The organism is Paenibacillus sp. FSL F4-0236 (genome assembly GCF_038000135.1).
Classification (GTDB): Bacteria; Bacillota; Bacilli; order Paenibacillales; family Paenibacillaceae; genus Paenibacillus_AQ.
This window is the reverse complement of the sequence record NZ_JBBOBK010000001.1, coordinates 1112673-1127735: the sequence shown is the minus strand read 5'-3', so window position 1 is coordinate 1127735 and position 15063 is coordinate 1112673. Positions and strand designations below refer to the sequence as shown.

The 15063-nt window shown below is 46.1% G+C and carries 17 protein-coding genes; 3 read left to right on the top strand and 14 right to left on the bottom strand.

From position 1 onward, the window contains the following. Positions 1-117: 117 nt before the first annotated feature. The 8 genes from NSQ29_RS05100 to NSQ29_RS05065 form a co-directional block, all read right to left on the bottom strand. Positions 118-942 (bottom strand): purine-nucleoside phosphorylase, encoded by an 825-nt coding sequence (locus tag NSQ29_RS05100; RefSeq protein ID WP_076284512.1) that lies wholly within the window; start codon positions 940-942, stop codon positions 118-120. A 45-nt stretch (positions 943-987) separates the two neighbouring features. Continuing rightward, positions 988-2166, bottom strand: coding sequence for a phosphopentomutase (gene deoB, locus NSQ29_RS05095; RefSeq protein ID WP_042190363.1), 1179 nt, complete (start codon positions 2164-2166; stop codon positions 988-990). A 227-nt stretch (positions 2167-2393) separates the two neighbouring features. Further along, on the bottom strand, positions 2394-3287 hold the full coding sequence (xerD, locus tag NSQ29_RS05090) for a site-specific tyrosine recombinase XerD (protein ID WP_042190365.1): 894 nt from the start codon (positions 3285-3287) through the stop codon (positions 2394-2396). Between the two features lie 158 nt (positions 3288-3445). Next, positions 3446-3679, bottom strand: coding sequence for a DUF4227 family protein (locus tag NSQ29_RS05085; RefSeq protein ID WP_188114651.1), 234 nt, complete (start codon positions 3677-3679; stop codon positions 3446-3448). 162 nt (positions 3680-3841) lie between these two features. Further along, positions 3842-4306: a ferric iron uptake transcriptional regulator gene (fur, locus tag NSQ29_RS05080; protein ID WP_042129744.1), complete on the bottom strand. Its 465-nt coding sequence runs from the start codon at positions 4304-4306 to the stop codon at positions 3842-3844. 89 nt (positions 4307-4395) lie between these two features. Further along, complete coding sequence (gene spoIIM / locus NSQ29_RS05075) at positions 4396-5046, bottom strand: stage II sporulation protein M (protein ID WP_076284509.1); 651 nt, start codon at positions 5044-5046, stop codon at positions 4396-4398. A gap of 81 nt (positions 5047-5127) precedes the next feature. Further along, on the bottom strand, positions 5128-6327 hold the full coding sequence (locus NSQ29_RS05070; protein ID WP_341124493.1) for an endonuclease Q family protein: 1200 nt from the start codon (positions 6325-6327) through the stop codon (positions 5128-5130). Then, positions 6318-6890, bottom strand: a complete 573-nt coding sequence (locus NSQ29_RS05065) for an NUDIX hydrolase (RefSeq protein ID WP_076299537.1) — start codon at positions 6888-6890, stop codon at positions 6318-6320. Before NSQ29_RS05065 ends, NSQ29_RS05070 begins: the two co-directional genes overlap by 10 nt. A 77-nt stretch (positions 6891-6967) precedes the next feature. Here NSQ29_RS05065 and NSQ29_RS05060 point away from each other — a divergent pair, with 77 nt between their 5' ends. Next, positions 6968-7141 (top strand): hypothetical protein, encoded by a 174-nt coding sequence (locus NSQ29_RS05060; protein WP_179085764.1) that lies wholly within the window; start codon positions 6968-6970, stop codon positions 7139-7141. A gap of 219 nt (positions 7142-7360) precedes the next feature. Here the strand turns inward: NSQ29_RS05060 and NSQ29_RS05055 are convergent, their stop codons facing one another. Next, positions 7361-8488, bottom strand: a complete 1128-nt coding sequence (locus tag NSQ29_RS05055) for a tripeptidase T (protein ID WP_339266270.1) — start codon at positions 8486-8488, stop codon at positions 7361-7363. Positions 8489-8586: 98 nt separating this feature from the next. Here NSQ29_RS05055 and prli42 point away from each other — a divergent pair, with 98 nt between their 5' ends. Further along, positions 8587-8688 (top strand): stressosome-associated protein Prli42, encoded by a 102-nt coding sequence (gene prli42 / locus NSQ29_RS05050; RefSeq protein ID WP_094872112.1) that lies wholly within the window; start codon positions 8587-8589, stop codon positions 8686-8688. Between the two features lie 82 nt (positions 8689-8770). Here prli42 and lipB read toward each other — a convergent pair whose 3' ends face one another. The 5 genes from lipB to lpdA all read right to left on the bottom strand — a co-directional run bounded on the left by lipB (position 8771) and on the right by lpdA (position 14573). After that, a complete protein-coding gene (lipB, locus tag NSQ29_RS05045) occupies positions 8771-9481 on the bottom strand; it encodes a lipoyl(octanoyl) transferase LipB (protein WP_076284505.1) in 711 nt (236 codons plus the stop codon). A 57-nt stretch (positions 9482-9538) separates the two neighbouring features. Further along, positions 9539-10909 carry a dihydrolipoamide acetyltransferase family protein gene (locus NSQ29_RS05040; RefSeq protein WP_341124492.1) on the bottom strand — a complete coding sequence of 457 codons (1371 nt, stop codon included), beginning with the start codon at positions 10907-10909 and terminating at the stop codon, positions 9539-9541. A 90-nt stretch (positions 10910-10999) separates the two neighbouring features. Next, positions 11000-11986: an alpha-ketoacid dehydrogenase subunit beta gene (locus tag NSQ29_RS05035; RefSeq protein ID WP_042190385.1), complete on the bottom strand. Its 987-nt coding sequence runs from the start codon at positions 11984-11986 to the stop codon at positions 11000-11002. Between the two features lie 3 nt (positions 11987-11989). Next, positions 11990-13021, bottom strand: a complete 1032-nt coding sequence (locus tag NSQ29_RS05030; RefSeq protein ID WP_042190387.1) for a thiamine pyrophosphate-dependent dehydrogenase E1 component subunit alpha — start codon at positions 13019-13021, stop codon at positions 11990-11992. A gap of 130 nt (positions 13022-13151) precedes the next feature. After that, entirely contained in the window at positions 13152-14573 is a 1422-nt protein-coding gene (gene lpdA / locus NSQ29_RS05025) for a dihydrolipoyl dehydrogenase (RefSeq protein WP_076284503.1), read from the bottom strand. Positions 14574-14740: 167 nt separating this feature from the next. On the opposite strand from lpdA, the gene NSQ29_RS05020 reads away from it, so the two are divergent. Continuing rightward, complete coding sequence (locus NSQ29_RS05020; protein ID WP_042190393.1) at positions 14741-15046, top strand: DUF2627 domain-containing protein; 306 nt, start codon at positions 14741-14743, stop codon at positions 15044-15046. Positions 15047-15063 lie beyond the last annotated feature (17 nt).

Below are 15063 nucleotides of genomic sequence, written 5' to 3'. Positions count from 1 at the left end.
AATCCGATATATTTTGGTTTAGTTACATTAACTACCTGTTCATGCGTCAATGGCTTAAATTTAATCACTTGTGTCATAAAGATGACCTCCCAGTAATTCAAAATGCAGTGCCCGAAATTACATTTTCGGAATAAAGCCTAAGACCAGTTTCAAGAAACGTTCACGCACACGTTCTGCAGTTTCCATCACCTCTTCATGATTGAGAGGTTGATCCAGGATTCCCGCGGCCATGTTAGTAATACAGGAGATGCCCAATACCTCGATACCTGCATGACGAGCAACAATGGTCTCCGATACAGTAGACATGCCCACAGCATCGGCACCTAGCGTACGAAGCATTACGATTTCAGCAGGCGTTTCGTAGCAAGGTCCCAATAGACCTGCATATACGCCTTCTTTGAACTCGAAATTCTGCTGAGCTGCCGTTTCCTTCGCTACCTGGATCAGGCGACGACTGTAGGCGGTCGACATATCCGGGAAGCGCACACCAAGTGCAGGATCATTAGGTCCTATTAAAGGATTCCTTCCAGTCATATTAAGATGATCCGTAAGAAGCATAAGATCACCCGGCGTGAAATCAGTGTTCACTCCACCAGCTGCATTCGTTACTAGTAAACTGGCTATACCAAGCTCTTTCATAACTCGTACAGGGAATGCCGTTACCTCCGGTCCATAACCCTCATACATATGAAAGCGGCCCTTCATCATCACGACTCGGCGGCCTTCGATCATACCAATTAATAGCTCGCCCTCATGTCCTTCTACAGTAGAAACAGGAAAGTGAGGAATCTCATCATATGGAATGCTTACTCCATCAGTAATAAGGTCTGCAAGCACACCGAGGCCTGAACCAAGGATCAATCCAATTTCCGGAGCCACCGGACATTTGTCTTTTATATAAATGGCTGCTTCTTGAATTTCTTTTTGAGTTAATGCGCTCATGGATGATCCTCCTTCATTGATGTTGTGGAGCAACCCACAACCCTTTTATTGCAGTTTCGCTAAAAAGCTTGTCCCATACTGCGGCGCCTTCGCACCAAAGTTATCAGCAATGGTTGCAGCTACATCAGAGAAGGTTTCACGAATGCCCAAACTTTCTGGATGTTTAAACCGCGGGCTATAGATTAAGAGCGGTACATATTCACGGGTATGGTCAGTTCCACTATGGATCGGATCGTTACCATGGTCTGCAGAAATAATCAATAGATCATCTTCACCGAGCGTAGATAGAATTTCAGGCAGGGCCTGATCGAACACTTCCAGTGCACGACCGTATCCTTCTGGGTCACGACGATGTCCATACAAAGAATCAAAATCCACCAGATTCGTAAACAGGAAACCGTCAAACGGTTGACGAAGCTGCTCAATAGTAACTTCGATTCCATGTTCATTGCTCTTCGTTGGATAAGAAGCCGTAACTCCTTCTCCTGTAAAGATATCGTTGATCTTACCAACCGCGATAACATCCTTACCGATATCAGTCAGCGCGTTCATTACTGTTGGTTCTGGCGGCTTCACAGCATAGTCATGCCGGTTTGGCGTACGAACGAATTTCCCTGGTTCGCCAACATATGGACGAGCAATCACGCGACCAACCGAGAATTCTGGAGCCATCGTCAGCTCACGGGCTATTTTACAAGCGCTGTACAGCTCTTCGAGTGGAATGATATCTTCATGTGCAGCAAGCTGGAATACGCTGTCCGCAGAGGTATAGACAATCCAAGCACCGGTTTTCATTTGCTCTTCGCCGTATTCAACAAGAATCTCCGTTCCGGAAGCCGGTTTATTCCCGATTACCTTACGACCAGTTGCCGCTTCGAACTTCTCAATCAATTCTGCTGGAAAACCGTCAGGATACGTATTGAAAGGAACCTCAATCTTCAGCCCCATTAGCTCCCAGTGTCCGGTCATCGTATCCTTGCCTACAGATACTTCCTGCATTTTTCCGTAGTAACCTGTTGGTGAAGCTACAGGCTCTAGCGGTGGCAGCGGAGCAATATTAGCTAACCCGAGCTTCTGGAGATTAGGAAGCTTCAAACCAGGAACACGATCCAATATATGACCAAGCGTGTGCGACCCAGCATCACCGAAATTCGCAGCATCTGGCGCTTCACCGATACCAACACTATCTAGAACAATAAAACCAATTCGTTTAAATGAGGACATTGTTGTCTTCACTCCTTTTTTAATGTAGATATTCTTTCGTACCAACAAGAAGAAACGGCTGTACCGTCTTCCAGAAGACATACGCTTCCGAAGCTAGCGATACAATGTACCGCTTATCAGGTATCCGTTTCTGCTAAAAGATAACCTGCGGATCATTCCCCAGTCTATCCTTTCAGTATGATTCCATCATAACCATCTTACTCACAAAAAGCATCTTTAAAGCAGAATTATCGAGCTCTAGGATGGTGGCTCTCATATACTTCCTTCATATTCTTACGGGCTATACCGTTATAAATCTGAGTCGTCGAAATATCGGCATGACCCAGCATTTGTTGTACGGAACGCAAATCTGCTCCGCCTTCCAGTAAATGGGCTGCGAAGGAATGCCTGAGTGTATGCGGGGTAATATCCTGCTCAATGTTTGCTTCCCGTGCATATTTTTTTATGATTTTCCAAAAGCCTTGCCGGGTTAATCTTCCGCCTAGACTATTCAGGAACATAGCTGGTTCCTCCTGGTGATCACGAAGCAGCTTGTCCCGCATAAGTGAAGTGTAAGCCGCTACACTCTCAGCTGCAAGGGTTCCAATGGGAACTACCCGCTCCTTGCCAGAAGTTCCTGTACAACGCGCAAATTTCATATCCGTGTGCACATCATCCACGTTAAGTGAGATTAATTCAGAGACCTTAATGCCTGTTGCATAGAGTAATTCCAGCATAGCCTTATCGCGCATCCCTTGTGGCGTACTTACATCCGGCGCAGCCAATAACTGCTCTATTTCCGAAATGGTAAGCACCATAGGAGGTTTCTTATCAGGCTTCATGGTCTCCATGTCCAGTGTTGGATCCTGCTCAATCAAACGTTCCTTCAGCAAATAATGAAAAAAAGCACGGAGGGACACTGCACTCCTGTTCAACGTTGCTGTTGCTCGACCAGCTCCGCGTAATGAGCCAAGATATAATATCACATGCGATCTTCGGATCTCATCAGGTTGACTAGCCCCCCGCTCTTCAGCGAACTCCAGAAACTGCGATACATCCCTACCGTAAGATTCCAGTGTATTCGGGGACAAGCCTTTATCTCCGGACAAATAATGTAAAAACGGCTGCAAGTGTGACTTCATTATTTCACGCTCCTGTCCTGGCGCAGCTACTCATAGTGACTTCCTGCAGCACATTCAGCATGAGGGTTCTGCAGATGTGTACATTTAGTATACGCTGCATGAATCCACCTTGTTTTCTTCGACATTCTTCTCGCTTGTTCCTGCTTCCTGCGAAGCTTTCATTCTCCATACCAGTAATAGAAGCGCAAACGCTGTCTTGTATCCAGACCATCATCACCACGATCGGCATGATCAAAAGCCCGAACAGCGGAGCCTTCAGGAATTCCATAATTCTCTATCGGACTGATCCATTCACCAAGCCAGCTCATAGCACTGTAGAGCAAATAGCTTAGAGCCACAAACATGATCATAAAATACAGCTTTCGAACTGTTTTGGGCACAGAAACGATCATATGGACGCCTCCCTCTAACATACAGTTAAGATCTGCTCGTCCTTCACCTTATGCACCAAAACGGACTGATATGTATACCTCCAATAGACCAATCATTTAAAAAGCTCTCTCCGGTAAAAAAACCGGGGAGAGCTTATGAAGTGAATTTCATTATAAGATGACTTAGGACGGATTTCCGTTTGAATTATTCTTATCGCTACACCGATAGCATATCCCATGAAAATCAAGTCTATGATCAAGCACTGTGAAATTAAATTCTTTCTCCAGTCGCTCTTCTAGCGGACCTAGCCAATCCTCGCGAATCTCATCCATACTACCGCATTGCACACAAATTAAATGATGATGATGGTGCTTCGCAGTATCTGTTCGCAGATCATAACGGGCGACACCGTCTCCGAAGTTAATCTTTTCTACGACGTGAAGCTCGCTAAGAAGTTCCAGGGTACGATATACAGTCGCAAGACCGATCTCGGGAGCTTTCTCTTTCACGAGCATAAAAACATCTTCTGCGCTAAGATGATCTTCCTCATTCTCCAGCAGCACTCTTAAGGTCGCTTCCCGTTGGGGTGTAAGCTTGTATCCTTGGGATTGTAACTGTTGCTTAATTTTGTCTATCCGAGCTTCCATTGTCTCCCTCCCCCTTGGAAAATAACCTCACCGGTCTTCAAACCACTTCTTCCATTATAGGGGGTGTCGCTTTGAGAAGTCAAACGCTTTTACTGCAAGCCCAAGGTAGTCACTGCTTGTACAAGTGAAGGCGTAACCCAGCGCATCATGATCGGCGTAACATAGGTCTCAAAACTAGAAATGCCCAGAATCAACAGTGCCATTACAAGTGACAATATGGTGTACATAGTAAAAGGTCGAGTCACTGGTGTCCGACGTTGTCCTAGCACTCGGCTACGAATCATCTGCAAGGAAAAGGCGATCGCCGCTGCACTACTTACTAACAACACAGGAATCAGTACCAGATTGTGCGGAGCCACGGAGACTAATGCGAACAGCATTCCATGCCATGAATATTGACTTACTAGACAACCGACCGTAAAGCCGATCAATACCCCTTTAAGAAAATCAAGAATCAAGATTCCCGGCAGCCCAATGACTGATAATCCAAGGATCCAGATCAGCCCAATCCATTTCAGATTTAAGGCCGCTATACTCCAGTACGAATCAGGTGCTGCGGGTAGACCCTGCTGATCAACCGTTACAAAGAAATTTCCTAGATAATCCCCCAGCTCCTGTTGCTGATCCATCGTAAGCGCACTAACGATAAGAGCTCCAAATACAACACCCACCAGAAATAATACGCCGACAAAAATATACAGAGGCGTCTGTTCCTTCATCATCAGCCTTAAATTACGCATCGAGACGTTCCCCTTTCCGGTTACATGTTACACCATATGAGAAAACGTCCCGCGATATGACTTGTCCTTAGGACAATAACTCTACTTTCCAGGTTGTACGACTTTACCGTATGTTCCCCCACCGCCTGCTGATAATTCCAATATGCCTGAGCGGGCCCGAACGATCATAGCCGCCAAATCCTCTCCTACTACGCTAGCAATTTCCGCTTCTCCACAACCATGTAAAATGTTCATCTCCGTGCCAAAAGCTTGCAGTAACGCGTTCATCTTAGCCTTCCCGAGGCCTGGTATAAATTCAAGTGGAACCTGATAGTGATAAGGTGGACGGCTTGCGGGTACTAGAGGCGTCTTGCGGTCTGCGATATCTAGGATCCGGTCGAATACACCTCTCACCAATTTAAGACTGCCACAATACTGGCAGCGTTCCGATGTGACATAAGCTTCGTCAATAATACTGCCACAACCTCCGCAGTAGGTTCGGTGGTATTTACCCAGCCGGGGGTTAAGTCCGAAATTGGCAGTTACCTTACGCCCTTCCTTACGTTCTAGTGCGAGTCGTAGTTCAGCAAAAGAAGGTCGTGCCAACGCCATTACATTATACTCTCGACCTAGTTTGCCCAGTGAATGCGCATCAGAGTTCGTTAGGAATGTGAAGTCATCCAGCTCAGAAAGATAACCCGCCATTTCCGAATCTGCACTCAGCCCTAGCTCAACTGCTGCTATGCGATCCAGATCAAAGATGTCTGCCATACGCTCCGCTGCACAGCCGTACAAGCCCTTGTGAGGCGTGAAAATATGTGCAGGGATAAGAATGCCTCCCCGCCCATAAATCTCATCCTGAAGCTCCCTAGCCGGAGCATACAGGCGCTGGGAACTTAGATTCACATTCCGCATATAGCGGCTCATCCACGCACTAAAATCGGTCATGCGCTCCACGTCCGGCATGTAGGCGAGCACATGGCACTCTTTTCGCCCAGGCTCGCGGATTTCAATCTCTGTTCCCAGAATGATCGTAGTCCCTCGGTAAGCAATCCCTCCACCTTCAGCTAACGTCATCTCTCCAGATTCCAAGGAACGCTGAATATCACGTAGAACGCCTGGTGAATGACTATCAATAATACCAATCATTTCTAGTCCCTTGCGCTCTGCAGCCTCTTTGGCAATGCCCGCAAAGGTAAGCTCGCGGCTACCGCTGATTTTGACCGCTTGTCCTTCCGACGTTCGTCCAATATGAACATGCAGATCGCAATAGAAACTTTTCAATTCAGTTGTTAATTCCATTGGCCTGTCAGCGTGTATAGATGCCAAGCATACACTGCCATCATCGTCTTCGCGTCCGCGATGCGCCCGTCAGCCATATATTGATACGCTTCCTCCAGGGTAAGCTCCGAAACTTCTAGAAATTCGTCCTCGTCCAGGGACATATCCCCTGGCTTTGCATTAGTTGTCACATACAAATGAATAATCTCATCGGCGAAGCCGGGAGAAGTATAGAAGGATTTAAGCAATTTCAGATCTCCACTGTGAAATCCAGTCTCTTCTTGAAGTTCACGACCAGCCGCAACTAATGGATCTTCACCTTTATCCAGCTTCCCAGCCGGAATTTCTACTTCAGTGCGTTGCATGGGCTGACGGTATTGCTCTACAACAAGCATTTTGTTGTTGTTTAAAGCAAGCACCGCTACGGCGCCGGGATGCTTCACAACTTCACGTGTCGCAGTATTTCCATCGGGCAGTCTCACTGTGTCCACCTGTAAAGATATAATCTTCCCATCAAAAACAGGCTGCGTAGACAATGTCACTTCATCAAGCTCGGGTTTGCTGTGCAAATGTTGTTCTCCCATAAAGTTTCTGGTCTCCTTTTTCTCTATTGTGCATACGGTGTATTATAGCAAACTTAAAGGGAAAGAAGGAATTTCAGATGAACGAAATCTTCAGCCGTACAAGCTCATCCGCAGTTACAATGGTAGGTAAACCGGAGGAAATCAAGGCCATTTTAGCTAGGTGGATAGAGCGGTATGGGCCCGATATGCCTCTCTCATACATTCTCTCCCTAAAGGATCAATCCAAGATCATTCCAACCAAAGCAGGTTAAATTCACTCTCTCCTTTAGGATTTAATCATACATGTGCATCCGAATATAGAGGTGTCCCAAAAGGCGATAAATTTGCTTATAGCGTCATCTGGGTCCTTTAGCCTCAAATAACTTTTTTGGATCCCCCTAAATCTGGCTGCATTAAACCCCCCATAAAAAAATACAGAGCAGCAATCCACCGTTACGGTAGGATCGCTGCTCTGTTATTTTATAAGAAGGTTAGCCCTTCACACTCTCTTTAACAATATTTACTACAAGCTCAGCCACTTTAACGATATCTTCGGCTTTAATCCGTTCCTTAGTGGTATGGATATGCTCGTATCCTACTGCGAGATTAATGGTCGGAACATCTAAGCCATTGAATACGTTAGCGTCACTTCCTCCACCAGAGTGGAACAGACGCGGCGTAAGACCCATAGAAGTGATAGCCCGCTGCGCAAGCTGTACCACTGGATCATTTTCATTAAAGCTGAACGCCGGATAAATAATTTCACTGCGGAATTCGCATTCTGCTCCGTATTCGCGGACCGTGGTCTCCAGTGCTTCACGCATCGAAGCGATTTGATCGCCAACTTTTTCCTGCACGATACTACGTGCTTCTGCGTCCAATTGAACGTGATCGCACACCACATTCGTAGGTCCGCCGCCAGCGAATTTACCGATATTCGCAGTCGTTTCGTTGTCGATCCGACCAAGCTTCATGGCAGCAATCGCTTTGCTCGCTACTTGAATCGCACTGATGCCGTCTTCTGGATTAACACCTGCATGAGCTGATTTTCCGAAGATTTGCATCGTAATCTTAGCTTGTGTAGGTGCCGCAACTGCAATCGCACCGACTTCACCATTGGAATCGAGTGCGAAACCGAAGTCTGCATCCAAATTGCTCGGATCCATCGAACGTGCACCTAGCAATCCAGATTCTTCACCCGCAGTAATTACGAACTGAATCTGACCATGTGGCAATTTTTGCTCTTGAATCACTCTGATCGCTTCGAACAGTGCAGCTAGCCCAGCTTTGTCATCTGCTCCAAGGATCGTAGTACCGTCACTTGTAATCCATCCATCCGCGCCGAGCGTAGGCTTGATATTTTGTCCAGGAACAACTGTATCCATGTGACAAGTGAACAGTAACTTTGGCGCAGATCCACCGTTCTCAGCCGGCCAGGTAATGAACAGATTACCCGCTCCATGTCCAGTTCTTTCCTGGGAATCATCTTCGGTAACCTCTAAGCCAAGAGCGTTAAATTTGCTCTTGAGCACATCGGCAATCTGCCGCTCATTTCTTGTTTCACTATCAACTTGGACAAGCTCCATAAATTCTTGAATCAATCTGTCTTGTGAAATCACTGGACTTCCCTCTCTTTCGTGAATACGTTACAATGGTTGTACAGAAAGACCATCCATCTTCATGCTATTAACTTAAACTAAATCTAAAGGAGTTACTCATGCAACGTAATAAGTGGTTCAAAATCTTCATCTACGTCATGTTGTTCGCCATGATTGCCTCTACGCTCTTTATGGTTATCGAGCCTTTCCTTGCAGGATAATCTCTTCACAAGGAACATTGATAATAGCGGCTAGGGACCCCCTTGCCGCTATTTGGCTTGCCTGTTAGTTCGTTATTAAACCTTAAGCCATAGTGCCAAAGAACTCATCCTGCTCTTCATAAGGAAAGTGTCTTAGGAAATATGGAACCAATTCTTTGGCCACATCTTGTAGTTCAAAATGACGACCTGCACACTCCTCTAGGGAAGTTACTCCAAATTCAGTGATACCGCATGGAATAATTCCTTGAAAGCCGTATCCAGATATTCCTTCAGAAATGTTAAAAGCAAAACCATGGCTAGTTACAAACCCTCTTCGGAATTTGCTTTTGTTAAACTTGACACCAATGGCACAGATCTTCTCGTCGCCAACCCATACCCCTGTATACTCCGGCTTCCGTTCCCCTACAATTCCGTAGGATGCCAAATAATCAATAATCACTGCCTCCAGACTGCGCAAGTACCCGCGTAAATCTACCTTACCTTCTTCACCGAGCATAAGGATCGGATAACCTACAAGCTGACCCGGTCCGTGATATGTAATATCTCCTCCCCGGTCGATTTCAAACAGCGCAATTCCTTTTTCTTTGAGCTGCTCTTCATCTAGAAGAAGATGTTCGGGATGATTCTGTGAACCAATAGTATAGGTAGGCGGATGCTGCAAAAGAATCAATCGTTCCGGTTGCTCACCAGCATCAATGGCGTGCACACTTTCCTTTTGCAGATCCCAAGCCTCCCCATACTCCATAATAGGGTCATATGAAATCTGCAGCTTACGAATATCCGAATTATTCATACCGTCAGGTCCCCTTTTTCAGTCTCATGCCTGCACAGTTTGGCTCGTTATTATTTTTTAGTAAAGTTTCGTATCTGGGGTATATCCTTCAATGTTATCCTTGACGCGTTGCAAGAAACGACCGCAAATCACTCCGTCCAGAATCCGATGATCTAGCGACAGACAAATATTAGCCATTGACCGTACACCTATCATATCGTTAATGACCACAGGTCTTTTTACAATCGATTCAAACGTTAAAATCGCTGCCTGCGGATAGTTAATGATTGGATAAGAAAGAATCGAGCCAAATGAGCCGGTATTATTTACAGTGAAAGTCCCTCCCTGCAAATCTTCCAGACTCAGTTTGCCTTCGCGGGTTTTTTGTGCCAATTCATCAATCTCACGTGCCAGCCCGGCAACGTTTTTCTGATCGGCCTTCTTAATTACAGGAGTGATAACCGAATCTTCAGTACCTACCGCTAACGAGATATTGATATCACGTTTGACAATAATTTTGTCTACAGCCCAGACAGAGTTCATAATCGGGTAATCCTTAATCGCACTCACAACAGCCTTCATCATGAAAGCCAGATAGGTTAGATTGATACCTTCCTTACGCTTGAACTCATCCTTATGTTTATTGCGCAGTGCGACCAGATTAGTCACATCTACCTCAATCATTGTCCAAGCATGCGGAATCTCCGAGACACTTTGGCGCATTCTTGTAGCGATTGTATTCCGGATTGGTGTTACATCAATCAGGTATTCCGAACTGCTGCCTCGGCCACCCTCGACTTCAATTGTTGGAATACGAGGAGATTCGCTCAAATGTAGACCCGAATGGCGAAGAGGCTCTTCCGCCTTCTTCTCTTGGGCTTGAATGAACTGTGGAGCAGGCGGTTGTGATACCACTGGGGTTGGTTGACTAGCAGAAATCGAAGCTGGAGATGTAGCTCCGCCACTTTCGATGAAGGCCAGCACATCCTTACGGGTAATTCGGCCACCCATACCAGTACCCATAACTAAAGTCAGATCGATGTTATGCTCAGCCGCCAAAGTCTGTACCGCAGGAGAGTAGCGTGCACGCATCGTATCGTTAGCAGTTGAAGTCGCATTTTGTTCTGCAACATTATTAGAGGAATTAGCTGCAACTGTGTTAGTGTTAGTCACGTTTGCAGCAGCAGATGCAGTCACAGGCACGGCAATACGACAAATGACTTCGCCGACATTGACAACCTGACCTTCTTCCGCCAATAGTTCACCCATAATTCCATCTATCGTTGAAGGCAATTCAGCATTTACTTTATCTGTAATAAGCTCACATATTGGTTCGTATTGCTCTACCGGATCGCCCGGTTTCTTCAGCCATTTGCCGATCGTCGCCGATACTAGCGATTCCGCCAGCTGCGGCATGATCACGTCAGTCAACTTTTGGTTGTCAGACATCTTTTCACTCCTCAAATGTTTTACGAAGTAAAACTCACTTCGTAAGCATAATCTTTAAGTTTTACGAAGCTTCGCGTCCACTCAACTATTTTAATATTGCGCCAGTCGAAGCATTTCCGCCTTCACTTTTTCTTTGCTAAGCATGAAGAACTTCTCCATTGGAGGGCTGATTGGCATCGCTGGAACATCGGGACCACAAAGACGGAAGATCGGCGCGTCTAGTTCAAATAGACAATGCTCAGCGATAATCGCCGCCACTTCGCCACCAATACCGCCCGTTTTATTGTCCTCGTGCACAATAAGAACCTTCCCTGTCTCACGAGCAGCAGCTATGATCGCCTCACGATCAAGAGGCTGCAAGGTCCGCAGATCCAGAATATGCGCTGTAATGCCTTCTTCGCGCTCCAATTCTTCTGCTGCTTGCATCGCAAAATGCAATGGCAAACTATAACCAATAACCGTAATATCTGTTCCCTTACGCAGCAGATTAGCTTCGCCAATTGGAACGGTGTAATCACCTTCTGGCACTTCTTCCTTGATCAGCTTATAGCACTTTTTGTTCTCGAAGAATAAAACCGGATCAGGATCACGTACGGCTGCCTTCAAAAGTCCTTTTGCATCGTAAGCAGAGTAAGGTGCGACAATCTTCAATCCTGGTGTACCGAAGAAAATCGATTCCGGACACTGAGAATGGTACAAACCGCCGAATACACCGCCGCCGATAGGCGCACGTATGACAACCGGGCAATTCCAATCGTTATTTGAACGATAGCGGATTTTGGCCGCTTCGCTAATGATTTGATTCGTTGCTGGAAGCATGAAGTCAGAGTACTGCATTTCAGCAATCGGCTTCATACCATACATAGCTGCACCAATCGCCACACCAGCTATAGCTGATTCCGCTAACGGTGTATCTAGTACACGTTCTTCTCCGAACTGTTCTTGCAGGCCTTTTGTTGTGGTAAATACGCCACCTTTGAGCCCCACGTCCTCACCAAGCACAAACACGGATTCATCGCGTTCCATTTCTTCCTTCATCGCGAGCCGAATGGCATCGATATATTCCATTATAGCCATGATTTATGCTCCTCCTTTCAGGTCGGAATCACTGTAAACATGCAGCAGTGTATCTTCCGGTTTCGGGAACGGAGCGTTGTCAGCATATTCGATAGCTGCTTTAAGCTCAAGATTGCATTCAGCAATAAGATCTTGTTCTTGCTCGTCACTCCAAAGTCCCAGACCAATCAGGTAATTTCGGAATCCTGCTACGCCGTCCTTCTTCCAATTCTCATCAACCTCTTCTTTGGTCCGATAAGCCAAATCATTGTCCGAGGTGGAGTGTGGAGATAAACGGTACATCATGGCTTCGATTAACGTAGGACCTTCACCCGCAAGTGCTCTTTCCCGAGCTTCCTTAACGACACGATATACTTCCAGTGGATCATTGCCGTCTACACGCACACCTGGAAACCCATAACCCAGAGCACGATCGCTGACCTTACCGCCAAGCTGTTTGTGAGCAGGAATAGAGATCGCGTACTGATTATTCTGACACATGATAATAACCGGTAGCTTATTCACTCCGGCAAAGTTACAAGCTTCATGAAAATCGCCTTGGTTGCTAGAGCCTTCCCCGAAGGTTACAAATGAGACGAATTTTTTCTTTTGCATTTTGGCTGCCAAAGCAAAACCAACCGCATGAGGGACCTGCGTGGTTACAGGACTTGAGCCTGTCACAATACGCAGACGCTTACTACCAAAGTGACCTGGCATTTGCCGCCCACCACTGTTTGGATCTTCTGCCTTTGCGAACACAGACAGCATCAATTCACGAGTAGTCATACCCACGGAGAGTACGAAAGCATAATCACGGTAATAAGGTAAAAAATAATCATTCTGCCGGTCCAGCGCAAATGCTGCTGCTACCTGACCCGCCTCCTGGCCAATGCCGGAGACATGAAAGTTAATCTTGCCAGCGCGCTGAAGCAGCAGACTGCGCTCGTCGTATTTACGTGCGAGCAGCATATATCTGTACATATCGATGACCTGGCCGTCACTTAGTCCAAGCTGCTTATGTCTGTTAATCGTTTCTACAGTATCTTGGGATTCCATAAAGAGATACCTCCTTATTCATAAAGCCTGAGTCTTACAGGATTTAAGACCAATTGTATCCTGATCTTAAAACCTGGTACTAAGACTTGGCTTGAGTTTATTATAATCCCTTTCTACCCAAAAAGAAAAGCTAAATCCCGATAGATCTTCCATCTACAGCTAACATTGCTTCTCCAACGATCTCCGAAAGTGTAGGATGAGCATGAATAGCCTCGCCAACCTCCCAAGGTGTTGCATCCAGCAGTTGAGCCAATGCAGCTTCCCCGATTAGATCGGTAACATGCGGACCTATCATCTGCACACCGAGAATATCTCCACTGCTTCGGTCCGCCACAACTTTAACAAACCCGTCCTTCTGACCGTACACAATCGCCTTGCCAATGGCCGAGAAGGGGAATTTACCAGTTACTACATCATGTCCCAATGCTTTAGCTTCCTTCTCAGTGTGACCCACACTCGCAACTTCAGGACGTGTGTAGACACAACGCGGTACAAGATGTGTATGATAAGGGTGAAGTTTCTCACCAGCGAGATGGTTGACCGCCATAATGCCTTCATGGCTGGCTGCATGAGCTAGTTGTAGTCCACCAATACAGTCACCAATCGCATAAATATGTGGCTCAGCCGTCTGCATACTAGCATTTACAGCAATAATTCCTTTATCAAAGCGAATATCAGTATTTTCCAGACCAATATTCTCTACATTCGCTACTCTACCTACGGATACAAGTAGCTTTTCTGCGGATAGACTTTGAGTTTGCTCTCCCTTACGGGCATCAATCGAAATTCCATCGTCCGTTACCTTGCAGGTTGCAGCATCCACTGTAGCTTCAGTCAGTATTTTAACCCCACGTTTTTTAAGTAAACGTTGCAGCTCTTTAGCTACCTCTTCATCCTCTTGTGGCAGTAACTGACCAGCAGCTTCAACTACCGTTACCTGCACTCCGAAATCAACCAGCATAGAGGCCCATTCCACCCCTATTACTCCGCCTCCAACAATAATGATGGAAGAGGGTAACTCGTCGAGGGTCAGCGCTTCGTCACTGCTAAGAATAACTTTCCCGTCTGGTTCCAGACCAGGTAATACACGCGGACGAGATCCTGTAGCAATAATAAGATGGTTAGAGACCACTGTTTCCATTTCACCGTCTTCTAGTTCCACAGCAACAGCACCACTACGCGGGGAAAAAATAGAGGGACCCGTTACGCGCCCCTTGCCTTTAATAACTTGTATTTTATTTTTGCGCATCAAATATTGTACGCCCTGATGAAGTTGTTCAACTACCGCTTCCTTGCGCTTTTGTACTTTTGGGAATACAAGCTGTACTCCGCTTGTCTCAATGCCATAGCTCTCGCTCTCATTGATTTCAGCATATACTTCTGCACTTCTGAGCAGCGATTTGCTAGGGATGCAGCCACGGTGAAGGCAGGTTCCTCCCAGTTTGTCCATTTCGATGACGACGACGGACTTTCCAAGCTGTGCAGCGCGAATGGCTGCCACATATCCCCCGGTTCCTCCGCCAAGTATGGCCACGTCACATGAAATTGTCATGATATGTATCCTCCAGTCATTACACGTAAGTTCATTTTACATTGTATATTGTACTCTCTTTTTAGCGTATTACAAAACTTATAAACGTCATATCCAAATGGACTTTTTCTTACTAAAGCGTTATCATATGGTTGAATCTAATGGGCTAAGAGGGGTAGGAGACACTTATGAAACTATTAATTTCACGCTTCATTGCCATCCTTATTCTTGTGTTTCCTGGTTTAATCGCAATGAAGGGCTTCTTAATGATGAAGGACGATATTTTTGATTATATCTCTATGCATGGCGATGACTCCGTTGTTCCAGATTTCGCTTGGCTGCATTTCGGCGGAGGGTTTCTGCTCTTTGCAGCAGGTATGACTTTCCTTGGCGGCTGGATTCTGGCAAGAGACCGCAAACGTAATTATGTTGGCCCTCGGTTCAAGGAGAAACAAAAAGCGAAACAAGCTGCCGCGCAAGAAACGATCTCATAAGCAGCATAATCATCCCC

What these genes read in the sequence shown, in the direction of transcription:
- NSQ29_RS05100 (WP_076284512.1), bottom strand. Translation starts at nt 942, where the DNA reads ATGAGCGCATTAACTCAAAAAGAAATTCAAGAAGCAGCCATTTATATA.
- deoB (WP_042190363.1), bottom strand. Translation starts at nt 2,166, where the DNA reads ATGTCCTCATTTAAACGAATTGGTTTTATTGTTCTAGATAGTGTTGGT.
- xerD (WP_042190365.1), bottom strand. Translation starts at nt 3,287, where the DNA reads ATGAAGTCACACTTGCAGCCGTTTTTACATTATTTGTCCGGAGATAAA.
- NSQ29_RS05085 (WP_188114651.1), bottom strand. Translation starts at nt 3,679, where the DNA reads ATGATCGTTTCTGTGCCCAAAACAGTTCGAAAGCTGTATTTTATGATC.
- fur (WP_042129744.1), bottom strand. Translation starts at nt 4,306, where the DNA reads ATGGAAGCTCGGATAGACAAAATTAAGCAACAGTTACAATCCCAAGGA.
- spoIIM (WP_076284509.1), bottom strand. Translation starts at nt 5,046, where the DNA reads ATGCGTAATTTAAGGCTGATGATGAAGGAACAGACGCCTCTGTATATT.
- NSQ29_RS05070 (WP_341124493.1), bottom strand. Translation starts at nt 6,327, where the DNA reads ATGGAATTAACAACTGAATTGAAAAGTTTCTATTGCGATCTGCATGTT.
- NSQ29_RS05065 (WP_076299537.1), bottom strand. Translation starts at nt 6,890, where the DNA reads ATGGGAGAACAACATTTGCACAGCAAACCCGAGCTTGATGAAGTGACA.
- NSQ29_RS05060 (WP_179085764.1), top strand. Translation starts at nt 6,968, where the DNA reads ATGAACGAAATCTTCAGCCGTACAAGCTCATCCGCAGTTACAATGGTA.
- prli42 (WP_094872112.1), top strand. Translation starts at nt 8,587, where the DNA reads ATGCAACGTAATAAGTGGTTCAAAATCTTCATCTACGTCATGTTGTTC.
- lipB (WP_076284505.1), bottom strand. Translation starts at nt 9,481, where the DNA reads ATGAATAATTCGGATATTCGTAAGCTGCAGATTTCATATGACCCTATT.
- NSQ29_RS05040 (WP_341124492.1), bottom strand. Translation starts at nt 10,909, where the DNA reads ATGTCTGACAACCAAAAGTTGACTGACGTGATCATGCCGCAGCTGGCG.
- NSQ29_RS05035 (WP_042190385.1), bottom strand. Translation starts at nt 11,986, where the DNA reads ATGGCTATAATGGAATATATCGATGCCATTCGGCTCGCGATGAAGGAA.
- NSQ29_RS05030 (WP_042190387.1), bottom strand. Translation starts at nt 13,021, where the DNA reads ATGGAATCCCAAGATACTGTAGAAACGATTAACAGACATAAGCAGCTT.
- lpdA (WP_076284503.1), bottom strand. Translation starts at nt 14,573, where the DNA reads ATGACAATTTCATGTGACGTGGCCATACTTGGCGGAGGAACCGGGGGA.
- NSQ29_RS05020 (WP_042190393.1), top strand. Translation starts at nt 14,741, where the DNA reads ATGAAACTATTAATTTCACGCTTCATTGCCATCCTTATTCTTGTGTTT.